This is a genomic window from Photorhabdus luminescens subsp. luminescens (assembly GCF_001083805.1).
Classification (GTDB): Bacteria; Pseudomonadota; Gammaproteobacteria; order Enterobacterales; family Enterobacteriaceae; genus Photorhabdus; species Photorhabdus luminescens.
Map to the genome: position 1 here is coordinate 269,640 of NZ_JXSK01000003.1, position 18,237 is coordinate 287,876.

The following is an 18,237-nucleotide window of genomic DNA, read 5'->3' on the forward strand; positions in this document are numbered from 1 at the left end:
CACTTATAGTTAAATCTGTCTTTTATATAAAATCTTTAATATTTCTGTTTTTGTTCTTCCAAATGGTTATGACCAGTTAGGTAAAAATAAGCGGAGGATAGCATTGCCGATAAATAAATTAAATATGGATGTGAACAGGTCGTTAAAGGGAAATGCAGGTAAAAAGATAAAATGAATACTTTTAAATTACAGTCTCAAAGGGTAATTTCGAGTAAAACGATTTTTATTCCGACAGTTTTCTTATTTTTTAATTAAAAATTCATTTAATGAATGGTTTTCATTGAACTATTTTTGTAAATATAATCGTCTTTACATTTCCTACCTTGTATTTAAATTTTCCTATTTTCATTAAATTGATACTCGGATTTTTTCCTTTATTTGATTTTTAGGCTTAAAACCAAAGAGGGTAATAGATATATTACTGATATGAAAATCAAAGTCCATTTCTTTAATCATTTTTAATACTGCTAAACGCTATTGTTATTTTTTCGCTATGCGGTTAACTCTGTTAAATGTTTTAATATAATCTCATTCAGTTGACTCACATTGAAGCGCTAGTTTTTGCCCAACTGGACGGAAATACTCGCCTGTATCGTGAATAACGAGGAAGCATACCAGATCAAATCTGCGATCTCTAAGCTCCAGTCCGCGCTGGCTTATCGTGGCTATGCGCCACGGTAGATCATGAATAAAATCGGAAGGATCTGGGAAGATCTTTCCGGTTATTTATGAAGTCTAATTTACACTATTGAATAGCTTATATTCTTGCATTTTATATTTATTATTGCGTCTGTAAATATAATTTCATGCATTAAGAAATTATCACTTGATAATAATATTTCATCAATTAGCCAATCTCCATGAGAATAATCATCATCAGGCCACTCACATTTTTTCTTTTCAATAGAATAAGTAAATACATTAGAATAAAATAATTCTATAGTATTTTCATAGGCACCTAATAACGAGATATGAATATTGTTTACTCTAAAGTCCCCCAAACTCTCTTCTAAAATGGATAAATTTTTTATTCTAGAATCGTGAGGGCATCTCTTATCACTATGATCATAATGCCAACTTGCTCTCATAAATTGCAATGCTTCGTCAGGAATAAACTCACTCACACTATTCACATAATCAGGATAATCTGAACTATCCATTGTATATCCATCTTTATTCTCAATGAGTTTTATTATTTCCATAGTATCATTAACATCCCGCACGTCGGTTATTTCTGATTTTTTCAGAATATTCTTTAATAGACCTCCTGCTACCAGGAGTACCTTTCTGAGGAAGCTTTCCTATTTTTCTCAATTCATCAACAGAAATACCGTTTAATGTATCAGAAACATTTTTAGGAACTTTAACCTCATTCGCGATAGTTCCATGCTTATTAAAGAAGCCATCAGGCCCATATATACCAACCTCTTTTCCGCTTGGAGCATATACATGAATTTCAAATGAAGTTCCACTACCAACATTAAATCTATCTATTCGTCCTTTGTAGCCGTCAGGCAAAGATAATGGTGCTTTAGGGGCCAACCCCCAAGGGTCGATCCACATCATCGGATTGGGCGCATACTGATATAAGTTCAGCCCGCCCCTCAGTCCGATCGGATCAGGCGTTATAAACCGGCCAATTTCCGGCGCATAATACCTGAACGTATTAAAATGCAGCCCGGTCTCTTTGTCAAAATATTGACCAGCATAACGCAGGTTTTGCCTGAAATTATAGCTTGTCGATGACAGGGCCGGATCGGTGAAGTAAGCCAGCGGCGGGCCATCCAGTTCACCAAAAATGTGATATTTTCCCGCCCACGCAATTTTCCCGTCCTCGTCCGTGACTTCCAGCGGCGCGCCGTTGATATCGGTGTGGTACCAGAAGTAATTGTGCCTGGCTCCCCGTGTGACGATGCTGGCCAGCGGGGTGTAGCTGTCATGAGATTCATAGCAGTAGGTCTGTGTTTCGCCACTTTTCGTGTCACGCTCCTGCAACAGCCGCAGACCATGCCAGACAAAATCAGTTTGTTCATAACGCGCCAGTCCATCAATCCCGATTTTTACCCCCTTGCGGATACGCCGCCCAAGGGCATCATAGTGATAACGTGCCGTTGTGTTGCCGATTTTCGCCACCGTCAGGCGGTTGTCGCCATCATAGCAGTAATCCTGGGTTCCCCGGCGGGTAATATTGCCGTGCGGGTCGTGCTCATAGCGCCATTCCCGCCAGTAGCTCAGACGGTCGCCCTGCGGCGTCACCGCTTTAGGGACCCCCTGCTCTTCCGCCTCCTGTTCCAATATCGACTGCGGTTGATCCAGCAGGTTATCCGCCCGGTCATACCACAACATATCCTCATAAGCGCAGCCCTGACGCGTCACTTTTTTCAGGCGACTTTCAGAGTCATAAAGATAGTCAACTATGCCCCGGTAATGATCTTCCATCATCTGCAATTCGTCCTGAGGGCCGTAGACCCACGCCCGCCACGGCTTGCCCTCACTGAGATAGGGCAGGGGCTCGGCATCGGCCTGTTTCAGCGGCAGGCTGTACTGGTGGATACAGCGCCCCAGCGGATCATAATCGCGCAGCTGGAACAGTTTGCCCTGCGTGCGGCGGGTTTCACGATGCAGCCGGTCGCGCTCAAATTCAGTAAGGAGTGTCTGTTCATGCCGGATCGCACTCAGGTGACCGGAGCCGTAGTAGAGCCAGCTTAAGGTGCCGCCCTGCGGCAGCGTGAGGGCGGTCAGGTTATCCAGTTCGTCATAGCTGAACTGGAGGACGTCGTCGCCGTTCTGCTCGCGAATAACCCGCCCCAATGCGTCATAGTCAAAACGCACGGTGTTGGGCTCTATTCCCAGTAGTTTGCCGTTGTCGTTCGGTTCACGGCTAGCCTCCAGCAGCCTGCCCATGCTGTCCCACCGGTACTGGTAAGTGTCTGTGTAAGTTTCCCGCCGGATCAGCCGACCGGCAGCATCATAATGCTGGTGTACCTGCCGTTCCGGGTACTGGAACACGCGGTCGCCCATGCGCCGTTCGGTGCTTAATAAGCCCGCCGCGTTGTATTCGTACCGGATGAGGGTGTCGTCAGGACGGATTTCTTCGATTAAGCGCCCTTCGGCATCACGGTTCAGCCGATAGCGGTCATCGTTGGCGTTGTCGAGCTGTATCAGATGGCCCTCGGGACTGTACTGATAGCGAATTTGGCGTTGTAAACGGTCCGTCGCACAGACCACCTGACCTAATGCATTGTATTCCCAGGCGCGGGGCGCATTCTCATTGCGCTGGTGATGGGTTAGCTGACCCGCGCTGTCCCAGGCCAGGTGTTCTGTGGAATCGTCAGGATAGGTGATGAGGATTAACCGGCCGCTATCGTTATAGTCATAACGGGTCGTTTCCATCAGCGCGTTGGTAAAGCGGCTCAGTCGGTTCTCATCGTCGTAGCGCCATGTGCTGCTTTGCCCGGAACAGTCGGTGTGGCGCGTCAACTGCCCCTGACCATTCCACGTAAAATGGCTTTCCCCGCCTTTGGCATCAGTCACTTTGTAAGGACGCGCCGTATTATCAAAGACGTAGTGATAACGGGTAGTTTGCTTCAGCGGCGAGGTTTCACTGATCAGCCGCCCAAATTCATCGTAAGCCAGCGCCGTCTCGGTACCATCCGGCCAGAAGATAACAGTGAGCCGGTCGGTATCATTCTGGTACTGCCAGCCGGTCTGGTTGCCGTTGGCATCGGTGAAGCTCAGCTGACGGCCGTGCTTGTCCCATTCACTCAGACGGGTGTGCCCGTCCGCATCTTTGTAGCCGTTCGGCAGGCCAAATTCATCCCACAGGATATGGTGCTCCGTGCCGTTGCGGTCGAGGCAGTGGATGATGTGGCGCGCGTCGTTGAGATGCCAAACCGTGCGGGTGCCGTCGTGCCAGTGCGCCGTGCGGGTGAGGTTTTCATCGTCGTATTCCAGCCGGTAGCCCGCACCCTCGCTGGTTTGCCGGGCAATGACCCGCCACATCCCTTCGGCTGTCTGTGCCCACTGGTAATCACAGCGCAACCCCCGTCTGTCCTGATGCCATGCCATCACGCCCTGTTTCGTCCAGCCGAACTGACGCTGGAGAAGGTCATTGCGATGGCTGACCCCCGTCAGTTGGGCGTGCTCATTATAATGGTAACGGCAAAGCTGAATACGATGGCCGTCGTGCAGTTCGCGCCAGACGGCGGTAAGGCGGGAGACAGGTTGGTTATCGTTTTCCATCATGACGTAATCGCAGTGCAGGTTCAAACCGCCATGACCCGTGATGCTGACCATCCGGTTCTGCTCATTATAATGAAAACGCTGTTCGTTACCGACATTATTGCGGATGTGGCTCAGGCGGCTGAGGCCGTCATTATCAAAAGCCGTATAGTGATAAACTAATTCGCCTGCATCACGAATTTCCCATTTGCCCTCTTCCGTGTGTATCAGGTCGCTTTGAGCATCAGGGCAAAAACAGCGATGACCTGCCGGCACGTCAGGAAAGGGCACGGTATCCCCGGCAGGGGAGCGCCAGAGCAAGCCGCCTTCCACGCGCGTGAGATGGCTTTCCCAGAACAGGCTCCAGCCCCGCCCCAGTACGCTGTCATACTGATAACGGCTCAGGTAACTACGCTGCCAGTAGAGCGGTAATTCAGCATCAAAAACGAAGTCCAGCTCATCCTCATCGTTCAGGAATTTCTGACCGGCCATGACTTCCACCGGATTCGTCAGAATACCCGCGACAGGCGCAGCCACGGCAAGCGCCCCCAGCCGGCAGGCGATTTTGCGGATTTTAGCCGCGCCCGGTATCTTGTTAAACAGCGTCCGCAACGCGCCGGGGCCTTTGGCTGCCGCGCCGCCGAAACTGATTAACCCGGCTGCAAACATGGTTAAATCGGAAACGGTATACGCCCATTGGGGGATTTCCGGCACAATCTTTGCTGTCTGCGCCGTCCCGCCGCCGATGAAGACATTCGACGAACCGGTCATGACCGCTGCGTCACAGACCGTTTTGTCTCCGACCCGCACCGCAGGATAGCCATTGATGAAAACGGAAGCAGAGCCTTCCGCCATCTGGCGCAGGCCATTCTCTTTACTGCACTCTACTTGACTGCGGGTCGCGATAGCAGCGGGTTGGTTGTTGATAAAAACATTGGGGGAGCCTCGCGTGATTTCCCCGCAGGGACTTCGCGACGAGGCCCCTTTAGAGACGCAGGCGTCACGCGCCATGTCGCCTAAATATCCCGCCGCCATGCCCACCGCAATAGCGGCGCCAATCAGCAAAACGCCTACCCCGAGACAGGATGTAGCTAATCCGGCGATAAAGAGAGCCCCCGACAGCATTCCCCCGGCAGCGGAAATTAATGAACCGATGACGGCGCCCGCAACCAATCCCGTCATGGCGCTGGAATGGCCTATCGTGTCCCCAACTCGCGCGGCTTCTGGCATAACGTCTCCTCCCTAGAATTGGAAACTGTTCAGGCAGTCATCCAGCCACTGCCGTTGAGCATCGGTGAACGCCTGCTGGGATGACAGAGTGAAAATCAGCGCTTTTTTCTCATTCAGCAGAAATACCGCCTGATATTGATAAACTTGCTGCCCCTTTTTGGGCCGATAACGGGAAAGCAGCGCCATGCCTTGCAGCCGGTTATCGCCCAGCGTTGCGGGTTTTTCTTCCAATAATTGCCAGTTGCGCAGACCATTTTTCAGCAGATCTTTTTGGCGGGTGAGGTAACTGGGGAGATCTTCGCCTTCAACCAGCTTATCACGCGCGATATTTAGCGCGGGCGCATCGGGCGCGATGAGGATGTTTACCGTCTGTTCCTGATAGCCTGCGGGTAACAGAATGCTGCCTTCAGTGAACCGACAACGTGCTTGATTATCCATCTTTCTTTTGTCTTATATAGGAATGCCGAACATAACAACAACATTGATAATCCTGATTAAACAGATTCTGGGGGGTACTCCCTGCTCAGTCATCAATAAATTTATACAATCAATAATACTGTCCGTTTAATATTCAGACAAAAAAATATAACAAAAAATCGGTTATGTCTTGATTGTTAGGTGAATTAACACCCAATGATTTTAATTAAATGTGATATTAATCACAAAAAAATACCAATAATCGTGCTGAAAATCCGTCTTAATAAACTAAATCACTACAATTTTATTCAATAAATTTACCTTGCCCGGTTTATAGACCTTACATTAATCACCAGAGAAGTTTAACTCTGTATTTTTTATGATATTGGAAAAAAATAGCTGATCAACTTCAGGTTTCTTCCAGTTCAGTAAAACAGTATTTGCAACGAGCACATAACAAATGTAAAAAAATTCAAATTTTCACTTAAAACTCAAAAAACCGTGTTACATTCAGAATTGATTTCATTGAGAAATCATTAATAAAGTTAATTATTTTTAATTCAACTATAATTGGATTTTATGGAGAAAACGATGCGACACGGAATTACCGCTGCAATCCTACTTTGCTGCTCTGCCAGCACTTTCGCAACAACACCACAAATTATCGCTCATCGTGCTGGTACCGGTGATGCGCCTGAAAATACCGAGTACGCGATTTCTAAGTCTTTGGAGAATAAAGCAGATGCTATTTGGATCACTGTTCAGCTTTCAAAGGATGGTATTCCAGTACTTTATCGTCCATCAGACCTAAATAGCTTGACCAATGAAAGTGGACTCGTTTCTGGTTATAAAGCAAGTCAGTTAGCTAAATTTGATGCCGGTTACAAATTTGGCTCTGACGGTCATCATCCATTCCGTCATAAAGGGTTAAGTATTCCAACATTAGAACAAGTCTTAAAAAAATACCCAGATACTTTCTTCTATATTGATCTGAAATCACCGGATGCAGATCCCGCACAACAAGCCAAAGCACTAGAAAAAGTACTGACCAAACAAAAAGCGCTTGCCCGTACCCGTTTCTATTCCACTAACGAAACTTACCTTAGCGCATTACCAGCAACAGTTCAGCGTTTTGAAAGTCGTGACAAAACCCGCACCATGCTGGCAAATATTACAATGGCTCACCAATGTGATATCCCTGCAAATACCGATACCGCTCGCTGGTATGGTTTGGAAATGCGTCGTAATGTAGAAGTTGTTGAGAAATATACTCTTGGTGAAGCACGTTCCAAATCAGTACTCACTTGGGATAAAGAAGCAATGAAATGTTTCCGTGCTAAGGGCGGCGCGAATATCATTTTATTTGGCATTAAAACTGAGGAAGATTTCAAACAAGCTAAAGAGCTTGGCGCCGATGGTGTGCTGGTGGATTCTCCTAAACTGTTCAGTACCCTTAAAACAAAATAAGAATTAGGGGTTCTCAGAAAGAAACTTCTCCAGTCACTATTTTGTAGGAACACTTCTTCCTATCAGATAAAACCCTATATAACCAGAACCCGCAATTTTTTGCGGGTTTTTGCTGCCGAGATCTCTTTGCCAAACTCAAGGTAAAATTTTTAATAATCAATTTCCAATTTCTTTAAGCGTGAGATCAATGTCGTTGGGTTTATTCCCAACAATTTTGCGGCGCCGTCATCACCAAAAATTTTCCTTTTGCATTGTTTAACGGCAAGAGAAAAATTTTTAATTTCCAAGTCCTTAAGTTGTTGCATGGTCAGCACGTCTTCAATCTGTTGAAGTTTATTGTGAATACTCTGATGCGTAGTTTCATTTTGCGGTTGATCTTGCTCTAACAAATATTTAAAAGAAATAGTACCTTGTTTTGCTATAATTAGTGCTCGTTCAATAACATTTTGCAATTCACGAATATTACCAGGCCAGTCATATTGCTGTAATTCTAAAATATGCTTTTGTGAAAATGGTAGATAATTAATTTTACGCTTGTCACAAATCAACTTAGTAAAATGGGTAACCAAAAGCGGAATATCTTCTTTACGGTCACGTAAAGCCGGTGAATAAATCGGGAATACATTTAAACGGAAATACAGGTCTTCACGAAAGCGCTTGTGTTTAACTTCTTCTTTTAAATTACGGTTAGTAGCAGCAATAATCCGTACATCCACATATCGCGTTTTTTCTTCTCCAACCCGCTCAAAGGTTCCTTCCTGCAATACACGCAGCAGTTTACTTTGTAGCTCGATAGGAATTTCGCCAATTTCATCTAAAAACAGTGTACCTTGGTCTGCCAATTCAAAACGTCCAGCACGGTCACGCACAGCTCCGGTAAATGCGCCTTTGACATGCCCGAAAAATTCACTTTCAAACAGCTCCGAAGGAATGGCGGCGCAGTTGACCCGAATAAGTGGTTGCTGTTTACGGTGACTGAATTGGTGAATAGCACGGGCAATCAGTTCTTTACCTGTACCTGATTCACCATAAATCATCACGTTAGCATCGGTTGAGGCGACCACCTTGATTTTTTCAATAATCTGCAAAATGGATGCACTACTGCCAATAATTTCATGGTATTGATTTTCCTGTAAAATTTCCTCTTGCAGATATTCATTTTGCTGTTCGAGTCGGCTTTTTAAATCTCGCAATTCTTCAAGGGCATGGGTCAGTTGTCTTTCGGTATTCAGCCGATCGGTAATATCACGGAACACCACTACCGCGCCAATAATTTCACCGTCACAAATCACTGGGGTACTGGTAAATTCTACTGGAAAGCAACTGCCGTCACGGCGCCAAAAAGTTTCCTGAATACCTTCATGTACAATACCATCATGTACCGCTGCATAAATCGGGCACTCTTCTTCAGGATAGGGTTCGCCATTTTCATGGGTATGGTGATGAATCCTATGGATATTGTCACTCAATACATCTTCTGGTCGCAGCCCCAACATTTTAGCCCCGACAGGGTTAATAAAGGTACACAAACCTTGTTTGTTGATACTGTAAATGCCGTCACCGACTGAACTCAACAATAAATGCTTGCCTGTGTCAGAATCAATAAATAACTCTTGTAAGGCTTGCGATTCTTTTAATTCTCTGAGGATAACTTCATCGGCATTTTTATTGAATTGGCGTAGTTCTAACTCTTTAACATCTACTAGCGACCATATCAGCAAAGTTTTATTTTTATAGGGCAATGAAATGGAAGTAATATCCAACTGGATTTTTTCACCATTTTTATCAAAAACATACAGCTTATTGTTCCAGGCCCAATCTTTTGCCAAAGCTTCTTCGGTAAATGCCATCAGGTATGGCAGTTGTTTGCAATGACCAAAAACAGAAGTCACCGTTTTTTGAATAATTTCATGACGTTCATATCGTAATAGTTGAGCGGCACTGATATTCACATCAATAAACTGGTTTTGGTGTGGGTCCAACACAATTAATGCCTGTGACGTGTGTTCAAACACTAATGGGCGAATCGAGTCTTCAGAAACTACCCAGTCAGAAATAAAGTCAGTCGTATTCATACTATGAAGTTTCATAATTTAAGCTATGAAATTTCATAATACTACGAAAAATCCTAATTCCCTAGTAGTTCAATTTCTCTCCATGAAAAATGTTTTTATAAAAATTAAATGATATTTTTCAGTGTGATAAGAATTAACTTCCGCTCCAAAATATAACTTGGCACAGATCTCGCAATAATTTCTCGCAATAGTACAGACAGACTACATGTTGGTTCATTCCCAAATAACATTGAACTAGGAGTTGGTTATGCCAAAGATTGATATTGAACAATATAAAGACGGCGATTTTCTCGTTGATTACGAAGAAAAAGTATTTGAGGACGTCAAAGCCCTGCCAGGTGAAAAGGCATTAGTGACTTTCCATACCGTTGCATTTGAAGGATCAATTGGCTTAGTCAATGTGTTACAGGCAAAGCGTCTGTTGCGCAAAGGCTTTGAAACCAAAATTCTGCTTTACGGCCCAGGCGTACAGTTGGGTGTACAACGTGGTTTTCCAACTTTAGGAGCGGAAGCTTTTCCAGGTCATTTAGCCGTCAACAATCAGTTGAAAGCTTTTATGGCAGAAGGCGGCGAAGTCTATGCCTGCCGTTTTGCGTTACAAGCATTTTATGGTCAAACCGAGAAAGCGCTTATTCCGGGAATTCGCCCCATTAATCCATTGGATGTGATGGATTTAAAGCTGCTGATGCGTCGTGACAATGCCTTAATCATTGACACCTGGACCGTCTAAAAAAACATAAACTATGAGGGGGATAAGGCATGAACCTAATCGTCAAAGCTGCCGCAGTGCAATGTAGCCCAGTGCTTTATAGTCAAGCCGCAACGGTAAAAAAAATCTGTGACATTATTTTAGAGCTTGGAAAACAAGGAGTGCAATTTGCAGTCTTTCCTGAAACCGTCGTGCCTTATTACCCTTATTTTTCCTTTGTACAACCGCCATTTGCTATGGGTAAAGAGCATTTAAAGCTGTTGAATGAATCAGTAGTTGTACCTTCCGAAGCAACTTTAGCGATTGGTCAGGCCTGTCTTGAAGCCAACATGGTGGTATCGATTGGCATTAATGAACGTGCGGGCAGTACGATTTATAACGCGCAACTGTTATTTAATGCCGACGGTTCAATCATTCAGCATCGCCGCAAAATTACCCCAACTTACCACGAACGAATGGTGTGGGGACAAGGTGATGGCAGTGGTTTACGTGCCATTAATTCTGCTGTGGGGCGTATTGGTTCGCTGGCATGTTGGGAACATTACAACCCGTTGGCACGTTTTGCCTTAATGGCAGATGGTGAGCAAATTCATGCTGCCATGTTTCCCGGTTCGTTAGTAGGACAAATCTTTGCCGATCAAATCCGCGCAACCATTCAACACCATGCTTTAGAGTCTGGCTGCTTTGTGATCAACGCCACCGCATGGCTGCATCCCGAACAGCAACAGCAAATTATGCAGGATACTGGCTGTGATATCGGTCCAATTTCAGGGGGATGTTTTGCCGCTATCGTTTCTCCCGAAGGCAAACTTCTGGCTGAACCCATCACACAAGGTGAAGGTTATTGCATTGCTGATCTGGACTTCAACCTGATTGATAAACGCAAACGCATGATGGATTCGATTGGACACTACAGCCGACCAGAATTACTTAGCTTAATGATTGATCGTCGTCCAACACAGGTCTTACACGAACTGAAAGTTGAAACATCAGCTCAAAGTCATCTCGAAAAGCTCTCGAAATTTAATGAAGAACATACCGAAACCATATTGATGTAAACCTAATCGATAGGGGGTTAAAGATGTCTGCAATACAACCATTAACCAGTTTGCAACTATTAACCGATTTGCAATGTAATGGTCTGAACTGGGAAGGCAATTTTGGCTTGTCCCGTAAAGGCGGCGCAGGACCAAGCGATCATAAAGCGCTGAGCCTTGACGGGCAGACCATGATGATTCCTGTGCTGAACCTTGCAGCACAAGATTCTCCCTATACCGCAAAGCCTGAACCGCACTCTGACAAGGTGATTGTCTTTAAAAACCGGATTCCCGTGGCAACCTTAACTGCACCTGCACGACCACGTTTTTACGATTTAAAAACCGCAGAAGGCATTGCCTACGAACAAATTGCGACCTTACATAGCCGTGATGTGCTGGCGACAACGGTGTTACAGCATTGCATTCGTATGAAAGATAAGGCAACTGCCTGCCAATTTTGCTCGATTGATCAGTCTCTAACAGAGGGTCGAACCCTGATCCGCAAACGCCCGGAACAATTGGCTGAGGTCGCGAAAGCAGCCGTTGAGCTGGATGGCGTCAAGCAAATGGTGATCACCACAGGTACGCCAAACACGGGAGATCGTGGCGCCAAAATTTTATATGACTCCGTTAAAGCGATTAAAGCGCAAGTAGATTTACCGATACAGGTACAGTGCGAACCGCCCGACGATTTTGCATGGTTTCAACGTTTAAAAGATGCAGGAGCGGTATCGATTGGCATGCATCTTGAAGCGGTAAGCGAGCGTGTACGGCAGAAAATTATGCCGGGCAAAGCCGAAGTATCGTTGGAAAAATACTTTGCGGCATTTGAGGCAGCCGTTGTGGTGTTCGGTCGAGGACAAGTCAGTACCTACATTTTGGCAGGTTTGGGCGACACCGAACTGGAAATCGTGGAGATGACCGCCAAATTGACTGAAATTGGGGTATATCCATTTGTAGTACCGTTTGTACCGATTCGAGGCACCCCATTAGAGCATCACCCTAAACCTGATCAAGCTTTTATGCAGTCGCTCTATCCGAAAATTGGACAGCAACTCAAACAACATGGTTTGAACTCGGAAAACACTCAAGCAGGCTGTGCCAAATGTGGCGCTTGTTCTTCGCTGAAAGCGTATGAATAAGGAGAATGTAATATGGAACTTTCTCACTATTCCTGGCTGCTTGAGCCACATAAAGGTCTGAAACCATTTGTTAGCGATGACATTGCCATCAAAATTGTGTCGGAAGATTGGGAACGTCGCCAATATTATCGTCTGCGCGAAATGACCTTTCGCGATGAACAGAAAATCTTGCAACAAGATCGTGACGAATACGATGCTAAAGCATTAGGCATTATTGCCATTGGGAAAATGTGTGGTGAGCATGACCGCGTGATTGGCGCAGTGCGGATTTTCCCTGATAGTGAACAAACTTGGTATGGCGGGCGTTTATGCGTAGAACCTTTATATCGACGTCGTCATACCATTGGTAAAGCATTAATCAACACAGCGGTATCGACCGCCAAGAAATTGGGATGCCGTACTTTTTTAGCTACCGTGCAAAGCCAAAATGAACACTATTTCCAGAGATTGTGTTGGGATAGTTTGCATCAGTTGACCGTTGCCAACATTTCACATGTGCTAATGCAGGCACAGCTTGAAAACTATCCATTACTCTATGTCCCGATGCAAACCTATATGCAAAAGGAGACGCAATGATGGAACTCAATCAATTACTCGCAAGGTTAAAACATACACCTGCTATGCAATCTAAACAGGCGATTGCTCGCAACGTTTCAATCAACAACACAACTTGCCATGCGGATTCATTGGATAGCTTATATGCCTATCCGGGAGATGACACGGCGGCAATGCCGCTAAATGGTCAATATATATTGCACGCCTGTGAAGGCATGTTACCAAGCTTTGTTGCCAATCATCCTTATTTTGCCGGATGGTCAGCGGTCATGGCGAATATTAGTGATATTGCCGCAATGGGTGGTCGGGCATTGTCAGTAGTGAACAGTTTTTGGCATACCCGTAGCGAACACGCCCAGTTGTTAATGCAAGGTATGCAAGATGCTTGTCGTGCTTATGGCGTGCTACTGGTCGGTGGACATACCAATCTTGGCGTGATTTATCAGCCCACTTTATCAGTTGCGATTCAAGGCATAGCGCAAAAACTGCTCTCGGTGTTGCATGTCAAACCACAACAAAAAATTCTGATCGCTTTAAATCTGAAAGGACAATTCCACCCCAATACCACTTATTGGAAATGCTTTGAACGAGTGTCTGACCGCATTTTACAGTCACAAATTGCCTTGTTGCCGCAATTGGCGGAAGCAAATCTGGCTCATGCCGCCCGTGATATTAGCAATGCCGGTATCTTAGGCAGTTTATTAATGCTGCTCGAAGCCACGGCATCGGGGGCAGATATCAACTTAGATGCCATTCCTAAACCTGAGAATGTGGATTGGTTTAAATGGCTCCAAATCTTCCCCAGTTTTGGTTTTTTACTGACGGCCAATACAAGTGAATGTGAAGGAATTATCGAGCTGTTTCACCGTCAGGGCATTGCCTGCGCGGTGATTGGTGAAACCAATGCCAGTGGTGTAGTTGCCGTGCAGCAACAGCAGCAATACGGCATATTTTGGGATTTTAACCGCCAAGTATTCACCGGTTTTTGTTATGCCGATGCTTTAAAAAAGTTACAGGCTCAACCCGTACAGATGAAACCTAAAAATCAGCAGGAGTCGATGTTATGCCCAGTGTGAATTTTACTGTGAAATGGCCTAATGGGGAGCTGATTCAATATTACTCCCCCTCAACGGTGATTTATGAATATTTGTCCATCGGTCAGCGTTACCCAAGTATGCAATTCTTGCATCAGGTTGAAAATGGCCTGCACGCCGCCTCGGAAAGGGTACGGGCCCGTTATGGCTTTTTCTGTAGTTCGGCCGTGGACAATCTGGCGATAATCAAACGCCAAGCCAAACTCTTCGGGTTAAACCCGGAAGATCAAATTGAAATTATTGAAATGAAGAATGAATGAGAGGGATATTCCATGTTAAGTATCCAAAATCAAATGTTACAGCCAAATTATGACGTGGTGATTATTGGTGGTGGTCAGGCTGGTTTATGCATCAGTCACTATTTGCAAAAAGCAGGCATTGACCATGTGATATTAGAAAAAGAATCCGAGTTAACCCATAGCTGGCGCCATAAACGTTGGGATAATTTTACCTTGGTGACACCGAACTGGCAGTGCCTATTGCCTGAACATCCTTATCAGGGGAACGACCCTGACGGCTTTATGAAAAAGCATGAAATTGTGGCATATCTTGACGAATTCATTGAAAAAATTAATCCTCCTGCCATTTTAAACACTCAGGTAGAACATGTGAAAAAAGTGGCAGCACATGAGTTTGTCATTGAAACCAATCACGGTACAACCACAGCCAAACAGCTTGTCATTGCCGCAGGCGGGTATCACACCCCGATTTATCCAAAATTAAGCGATACCTTGCCTAAGCATGTGAAAGTGATGCATTCGGAAGAATATTTAAATGTCGATCAACTGCCTAAAGGTGCAGTGTTGGTGGTCGGATCAGGACAATCCGGCGCACAGATTGCCGAAGATTTACATCTGGCAGGCAAAAAAGTCTATTTATCGACAGGCAATGCGCCACGTTGTGCTCGCTTCTATCGCGGCAAAGATGTAGTGAAATGGCTGTTTGATATGGGTTATTACGAAACGACGGTCAAAAATCATCGTTATAGTGAAGAAGTACGCAACAGTACCAACCACTATGTCACAGGACGTGACGGCGGGCGTGATATTGACCTGCGTAAATTTGCCTTAGAAGGTATGCAACTGTTCGGACATTTTGATGACTTTCAAGAGGGTCAATTCTGGTTTAAACCCAATTTATCAGAAAACCTGGACTATGCTGATGCCACTTATAATCGCATTAATTCCTCAATTGATGAGTATTTAGAGAAAAACAATATTGCAACCGATGAACCCGCCTCGGTGTATCAACCTGTTTGGCAGCCTGAGCAGGAAATCACACACATTGATTTAGCAAAAGAAAATATCACCTCAATAATTTGGTGTATTGGTTTTAGACCAGATTATTCATGGATTGATTTAGATATTTTTCAAGCCAATGGTTATCCAAAACATGGCCGTGGTATTACCATTGATCCGAATGTCACATTTATTGGTTTGCCGTGGTTATACACATGGGGTTCTGGACGTTTTCTGGGGATCGATCAGGATGCCGCCTATGTGGTGCAACATATTGAACAACAAATAAGTCAGCAAAATATACGTATTCCACCTACTTTAATTAAAGGCACTAAATCTGAAATCAAAGATAAAAGAATATCTCAAATGTGAAATTCCTAACTTCGCCCGACGGAATATTTTTAAACTCTTATTTTTTCAATAAGAGCCTCATAAGGCATTTTACTTTTCAAACCACCATGTGGTCTGTAGTTGTTGTAAAATGCCTCCCACTCAACCAATTTAAATAGTGAATTTTAAACCGATAATATTTATAAGAGAGTTTTTTAGATATTCTTGAAATAGATGTTATTAAAAATATTTTATGGGAAATGGCGGATTTTAATTTTCCTTTCAGCGAATTTTATGTTTCATAAAATACAATTTCATTCTTAGCGATGAAATAAGGGAAAAATTAAATGCCAAATAAACAACCACCTACTAAAGTAGGTGAGTTAGTGATTAACGAACTGAAAATCCGGATACGCGTCGGCTAAACGACACGTTAATTATCCATCCTGAAATTATCATTCGGATTTGGTTCAAAATGATGCTCTAAATAGCTCTTGAACATTTCTTCCGTTAACTATCTCACGATTGCACAAAAACAGCCTCGCCCAAAAAACAAACAGAATTCAGGTGAATTATGCTATAACATTTTTAATATTCTGAACGGTCTTGGTTTCTACTTTCGAAACTTCCTTAATGACATTCATGAGAGTCTGGATACCGGCATCCAAATCCTTGCGTTCAATAGTCAGTGGAGGAAGAAGTTTGAGCACCTGATCCTCACTCCCACATCGCTCGACTATCAGATTGTTTTCAAAGCTTATCCGGGCAACCTTACGAGCAACTCCAGGATCAAAAAACTCTAGTCCATACATCATGCCTCTCCCTTTTATGCTCTTTATCAAATACGGGAAAGCTTTCTGAATTTGTCCTAAGTGGGTTGCTATATATACTTCATCATCCATAATTTTTTCACTTAGTCTGCTATCAGACCAGAAATTATGGATGGCTGCAGTCGCAGTTACCATCGCTAAGGTATTTCCTCTAAAAGTTCCATTATCTTCACCTAGAGACCAAATATCCAAGTGACTTTCCATCAACAACAAAGATAAAGGATAACCATATCCACTCAACGACTTAGATAAACAAACCATATCCGGTTGGATATCCGCATATTCAAAGCTAAAGAAATACCCAGTACGACCACAACCTGCCTGTACATCGTCAATGATCAGCAATATCTCTTTTTCAAGTGTCAGTGCCCGCAACTTACATAACCATTCTTTGGAAGCAACATTGATACCTCCTTCGCCCTGCACAGTCTCAACAATAACTGCCGCAGGAAGCTCATAACCCGAACTTCTGTCCTCCAACAACGTACGAAACAGTTCCAACGAATCCAATCCAGAGAAATACAGATCAAATGGCAAACGCTCCACATAAGTATCCATCACTGGCTGACGATTATTCTTATTACCTGTCAAACTTAATGAGGTTCCTGTCATACCGTGAAAACCATTGGTAAAAGCAACGATTCGGGAACGTTGGGTTACTTTACGTGCAAGCTTAATAGCTGATTCAACAAAACTGGTACCAGTCGGTGAAGTAAACTGTAGTTTATAGGTTAATCCTCTGGGCGCCAGAATGTTTTCTTGAAAAGCAGTGATAAAGTCTTTTTTCGCTTTAGTGTGCAAATCCAATGCACCTTGAATCCCATCTTCATTGATGTACTGAAATACAGCCAGTTTTAGTGCGTGATGGTTATGTCCATAATTCAACGCCCCTGCACAACTGAGAAAATCAAGATATGGCGAGCCATTTTGGTCGTATAAATAGGAGCCGGAGGCTCTATGGAATACTTTATGAAAATTTCGGCAATAGGAACGCACTTCTGATTCGTACTGCTCAAAAACCTGATAGTCATCCTGTTGTGTTATTAATTCTTCCATCTGTTTAAGTTCTCCTCTAAACGTTTTCTGAATGAGGCTAATGTAAGTCAGCCTCGTAAATTAGATTTCTGCGTTTACAGCAACTAAAAACTGTGGAGTCAAGTACCAGAAATTAACTATCCGACGATAATTAAATAATCTGTTCGGATACAAATGCTATGTCTTCTATCTTTTCACGAAGCCGTTCAGCCAACGCTAAAGCGAATCCCGTGCCATAGCGTTTTTCATCTGCTGTCACATTTATTAAAATACCCTCTCCTTTCAAATCATTTATCAACTCAATCCTAATCGGTAAGCTGGTATGGTCACGTACATCTTCATCAATATTTACCAACCCTTGCTCTAATAACTCATTGCGAGAATGAAAATGAACGTAGCTAAATGCAGCCTCGAAGGGTGGCCCTCCTAACATGGTTTGTATTTCTGAATATGGAAAGCGCCTAAAGGGCAATATTTCTTTTTCAGCATCGAAAGCCTGTCTTGCCAGCACTTGCCAGTTATTGGCAGAATCAAGATTCAACTTTATCGGAATATGATTAAGGAACAGCCCAAGAGTCAAATCCGCGCCTTCCATCTCAGGTCTACCGTTAACAGACATCCCTGCGACAAAGTCAATATCTTGTAACTGATGGGCTGTTGTCAGATAGAAACCAGCAAAAAACATACTTTTTAACGAAATGCACTTATGTAATCACCTCTCAACATTAATGATCATCTTTAGTCATGAAAATTAAATTAACAAATTGATTTTAAATTGAAATTTATTTTTTCTCGGCTTGTCTTAGTCAGTGATAATCATAAATATTCATCTCGTGTCATGGAAAATATGTACATGT

General features: G+C 44.0%; 15 protein-coding genes and 1 pseudogene. 9 read left to right on the forward strand and 7 right to left on the reverse strand.

Annotated elements, in window-relative coordinates:
- Positions 1–594 precede the first annotated feature (594 nt).
- The gene (locus TI10_RS26795) at positions 595–681 is read left to right on the forward strand and encodes a DUF7706 family protein (RefSeq protein ID WP_422615686.1); all 87 of its coding nucleotides are present in this window, start codon (positions 595–597) and stop codon (positions 679–681) included.
- Positions 682–740: 59 nt separating this feature from the next.
- Here TI10_RS26795 and TI10_RS09350 read toward each other — a convergent pair whose 3' ends face one another.
- The 3 genes from TI10_RS09350 to TI10_RS09360 are packed head-to-tail and all read right to left on the reverse strand — an operon-like array spanning position 741 to position 5,889.
- Complete coding sequence (locus TI10_RS09350) at positions 741–1,223, reverse strand: hypothetical protein (protein ID WP_208599773.1); 483 nt, start codon at positions 1,221–1,223, stop codon at positions 741–743.
- Positions 1,210–5,451 carry an RHS repeat-associated core domain-containing protein gene (locus TI10_RS09355; RefSeq protein ID WP_244161556.1) on the reverse strand — a complete coding sequence of 1,414 codons (4,242 nt, stop codon included), beginning with the start codon at positions 5,449–5,451 and terminating at the stop codon, positions 1,210–1,212. The genes TI10_RS09350 and TI10_RS09355 overlap by 14 nt, the downstream gene beginning before the upstream one ends.
- 12 nt (positions 5,452–5,463) lie before the next feature.
- A complete protein-coding gene (locus TI10_RS09360; protein ID WP_049583043.1) occupies positions 5,464–5,889 on the reverse strand; it encodes a DcrB-related protein in 426 nt (141 codons plus the stop codon).
- A gap of 570 nt (positions 5,890–6,459) precedes the next feature.
- Between TI10_RS09360 and TI10_RS09365 the strand changes: the two genes are divergently transcribed.
- On the forward strand, positions 6,460–7,335 hold the full coding sequence (locus tag TI10_RS09365) for a glycerophosphodiester phosphodiesterase family protein (protein WP_049583044.1): 876 nt from the start codon (positions 6,460–6,462) through the stop codon (positions 7,333–7,335).
- A 149-nt stretch (positions 7,336–7,484) separates the two neighbouring features.
- On the opposite strand, the gene TI10_RS09370 is transcribed toward TI10_RS09365, so the two are convergent.
- Positions 7,485–9,410, reverse strand: a complete 1,926-nt coding sequence (locus TI10_RS09370; RefSeq protein ID WP_208599774.1) for a sigma 54-interacting transcriptional regulator — start codon at positions 9,408–9,410, stop codon at positions 7,485–7,487.
- A gap of 247 nt (positions 9,411–9,657) precedes the next feature.
- Between TI10_RS09370 and TI10_RS09375 the strand changes: the two genes are divergently transcribed.
- Genes TI10_RS09375 through TI10_RS09405 form a run of 7 tightly spaced genes read left to right on the forward strand, consistent with a single transcriptional unit; the run spans position 9,658 to position 15,557 of the window.
- Positions 9,658–10,140 carry an MSMEG_0572/Sll0783 family nitrogen starvation response protein gene (locus tag TI10_RS09375; protein ID WP_049583046.1) on the forward strand — a complete coding sequence of 161 codons (483 nt, stop codon included), beginning with the start codon at positions 9,658–9,660 and terminating at the stop codon, positions 10,138–10,140.
- A gap of 29 nt (positions 10,141–10,169) precedes the next feature.
- Positions 10,170–11,177 (forward strand): Nit6803 family nitrilase, encoded by a 1,008-nt coding sequence (locus TI10_RS09380; RefSeq protein WP_049583047.1) that lies wholly within the window; start codon positions 10,170–10,172, stop codon positions 11,175–11,177.
- 23 nt (positions 11,178–11,200) lie between these two features.
- Positions 11,201–12,298, forward strand: a complete 1,098-nt coding sequence (locus TI10_RS09385; RefSeq protein ID WP_049583048.1) for an MSMEG_0568 family radical SAM protein — start codon at positions 11,201–11,203, stop codon at positions 12,296–12,298.
- Between the two features lie 12 nt (positions 12,299–12,310).
- Positions 12,311–12,874: an MSMEG_0567/Sll0786 family nitrogen starvation N-acetyltransferase gene (locus tag TI10_RS09390; protein ID WP_049583049.1), complete on the forward strand. Its 564-nt coding sequence runs from the start codon at positions 12,311–12,313 to the stop codon at positions 12,872–12,874.
- On the forward strand, positions 12,871–13,929 hold the full coding sequence (locus tag TI10_RS09395; protein ID WP_049583051.1) for a sll0787 family AIR synthase-like protein: 1,059 nt from the start codon (positions 12,871–12,873) through the stop codon (positions 13,927–13,929). The genes TI10_RS09390 and TI10_RS09395 overlap by 4 nt, the downstream gene beginning before the upstream one ends.
- A complete protein-coding gene (locus TI10_RS09400) occupies positions 13,917–14,207 on the forward strand; it encodes an MSMEG_0570 family nitrogen starvation response protein (RefSeq protein WP_049583052.1) in 291 nt (96 codons plus the stop codon). Before TI10_RS09395 ends, TI10_RS09400 begins: the two co-directional genes overlap by 13 nt.
- A gap of 12 nt (positions 14,208–14,219) precedes the next feature.
- Positions 14,220–15,557 carry an MSMEG_0569 family flavin-dependent oxidoreductase gene (locus tag TI10_RS09405; RefSeq protein ID WP_049583053.1) on the forward strand — a complete coding sequence of 446 codons (1,338 nt, stop codon included), beginning with the start codon at positions 14,220–14,222 and terminating at the stop codon, positions 15,555–15,557.
- 391 nt (positions 15,558–15,948) lie between these two features.
- On the opposite strand, the pseudogene TI10_RS23630 reads toward TI10_RS09405, so the two are convergent.
- The 3 genes and pseudogenes from TI10_RS23630 to TI10_RS09415 all read right to left on the reverse strand — a co-directional run.
- Positions 15,949–16,068, reverse strand: a pseudogene (locus TI10_RS23630) (IS200/IS605 family transposase); the annotation flags it as partial.
- A gap of 19 nt (positions 16,069–16,087) precedes the next feature.
- Positions 16,088–17,401, reverse strand: a complete 1,314-nt coding sequence (gene ectB / locus TI10_RS09410) for a diaminobutyrate--2-oxoglutarate transaminase (protein ID WP_049583055.1) — start codon at positions 17,399–17,401, stop codon at positions 16,088–16,090.
- A 130-nt stretch (positions 17,402–17,531) separates the two neighbouring features.
- Positions 17,532–18,065, reverse strand: a complete 534-nt coding sequence (locus tag TI10_RS09415) for a condensation domain-containing protein (protein WP_049583056.1) — start codon at positions 18,063–18,065, stop codon at positions 17,532–17,534.
- Between the last annotated feature and the right edge of the window lie 172 nt (positions 18,066–18,237).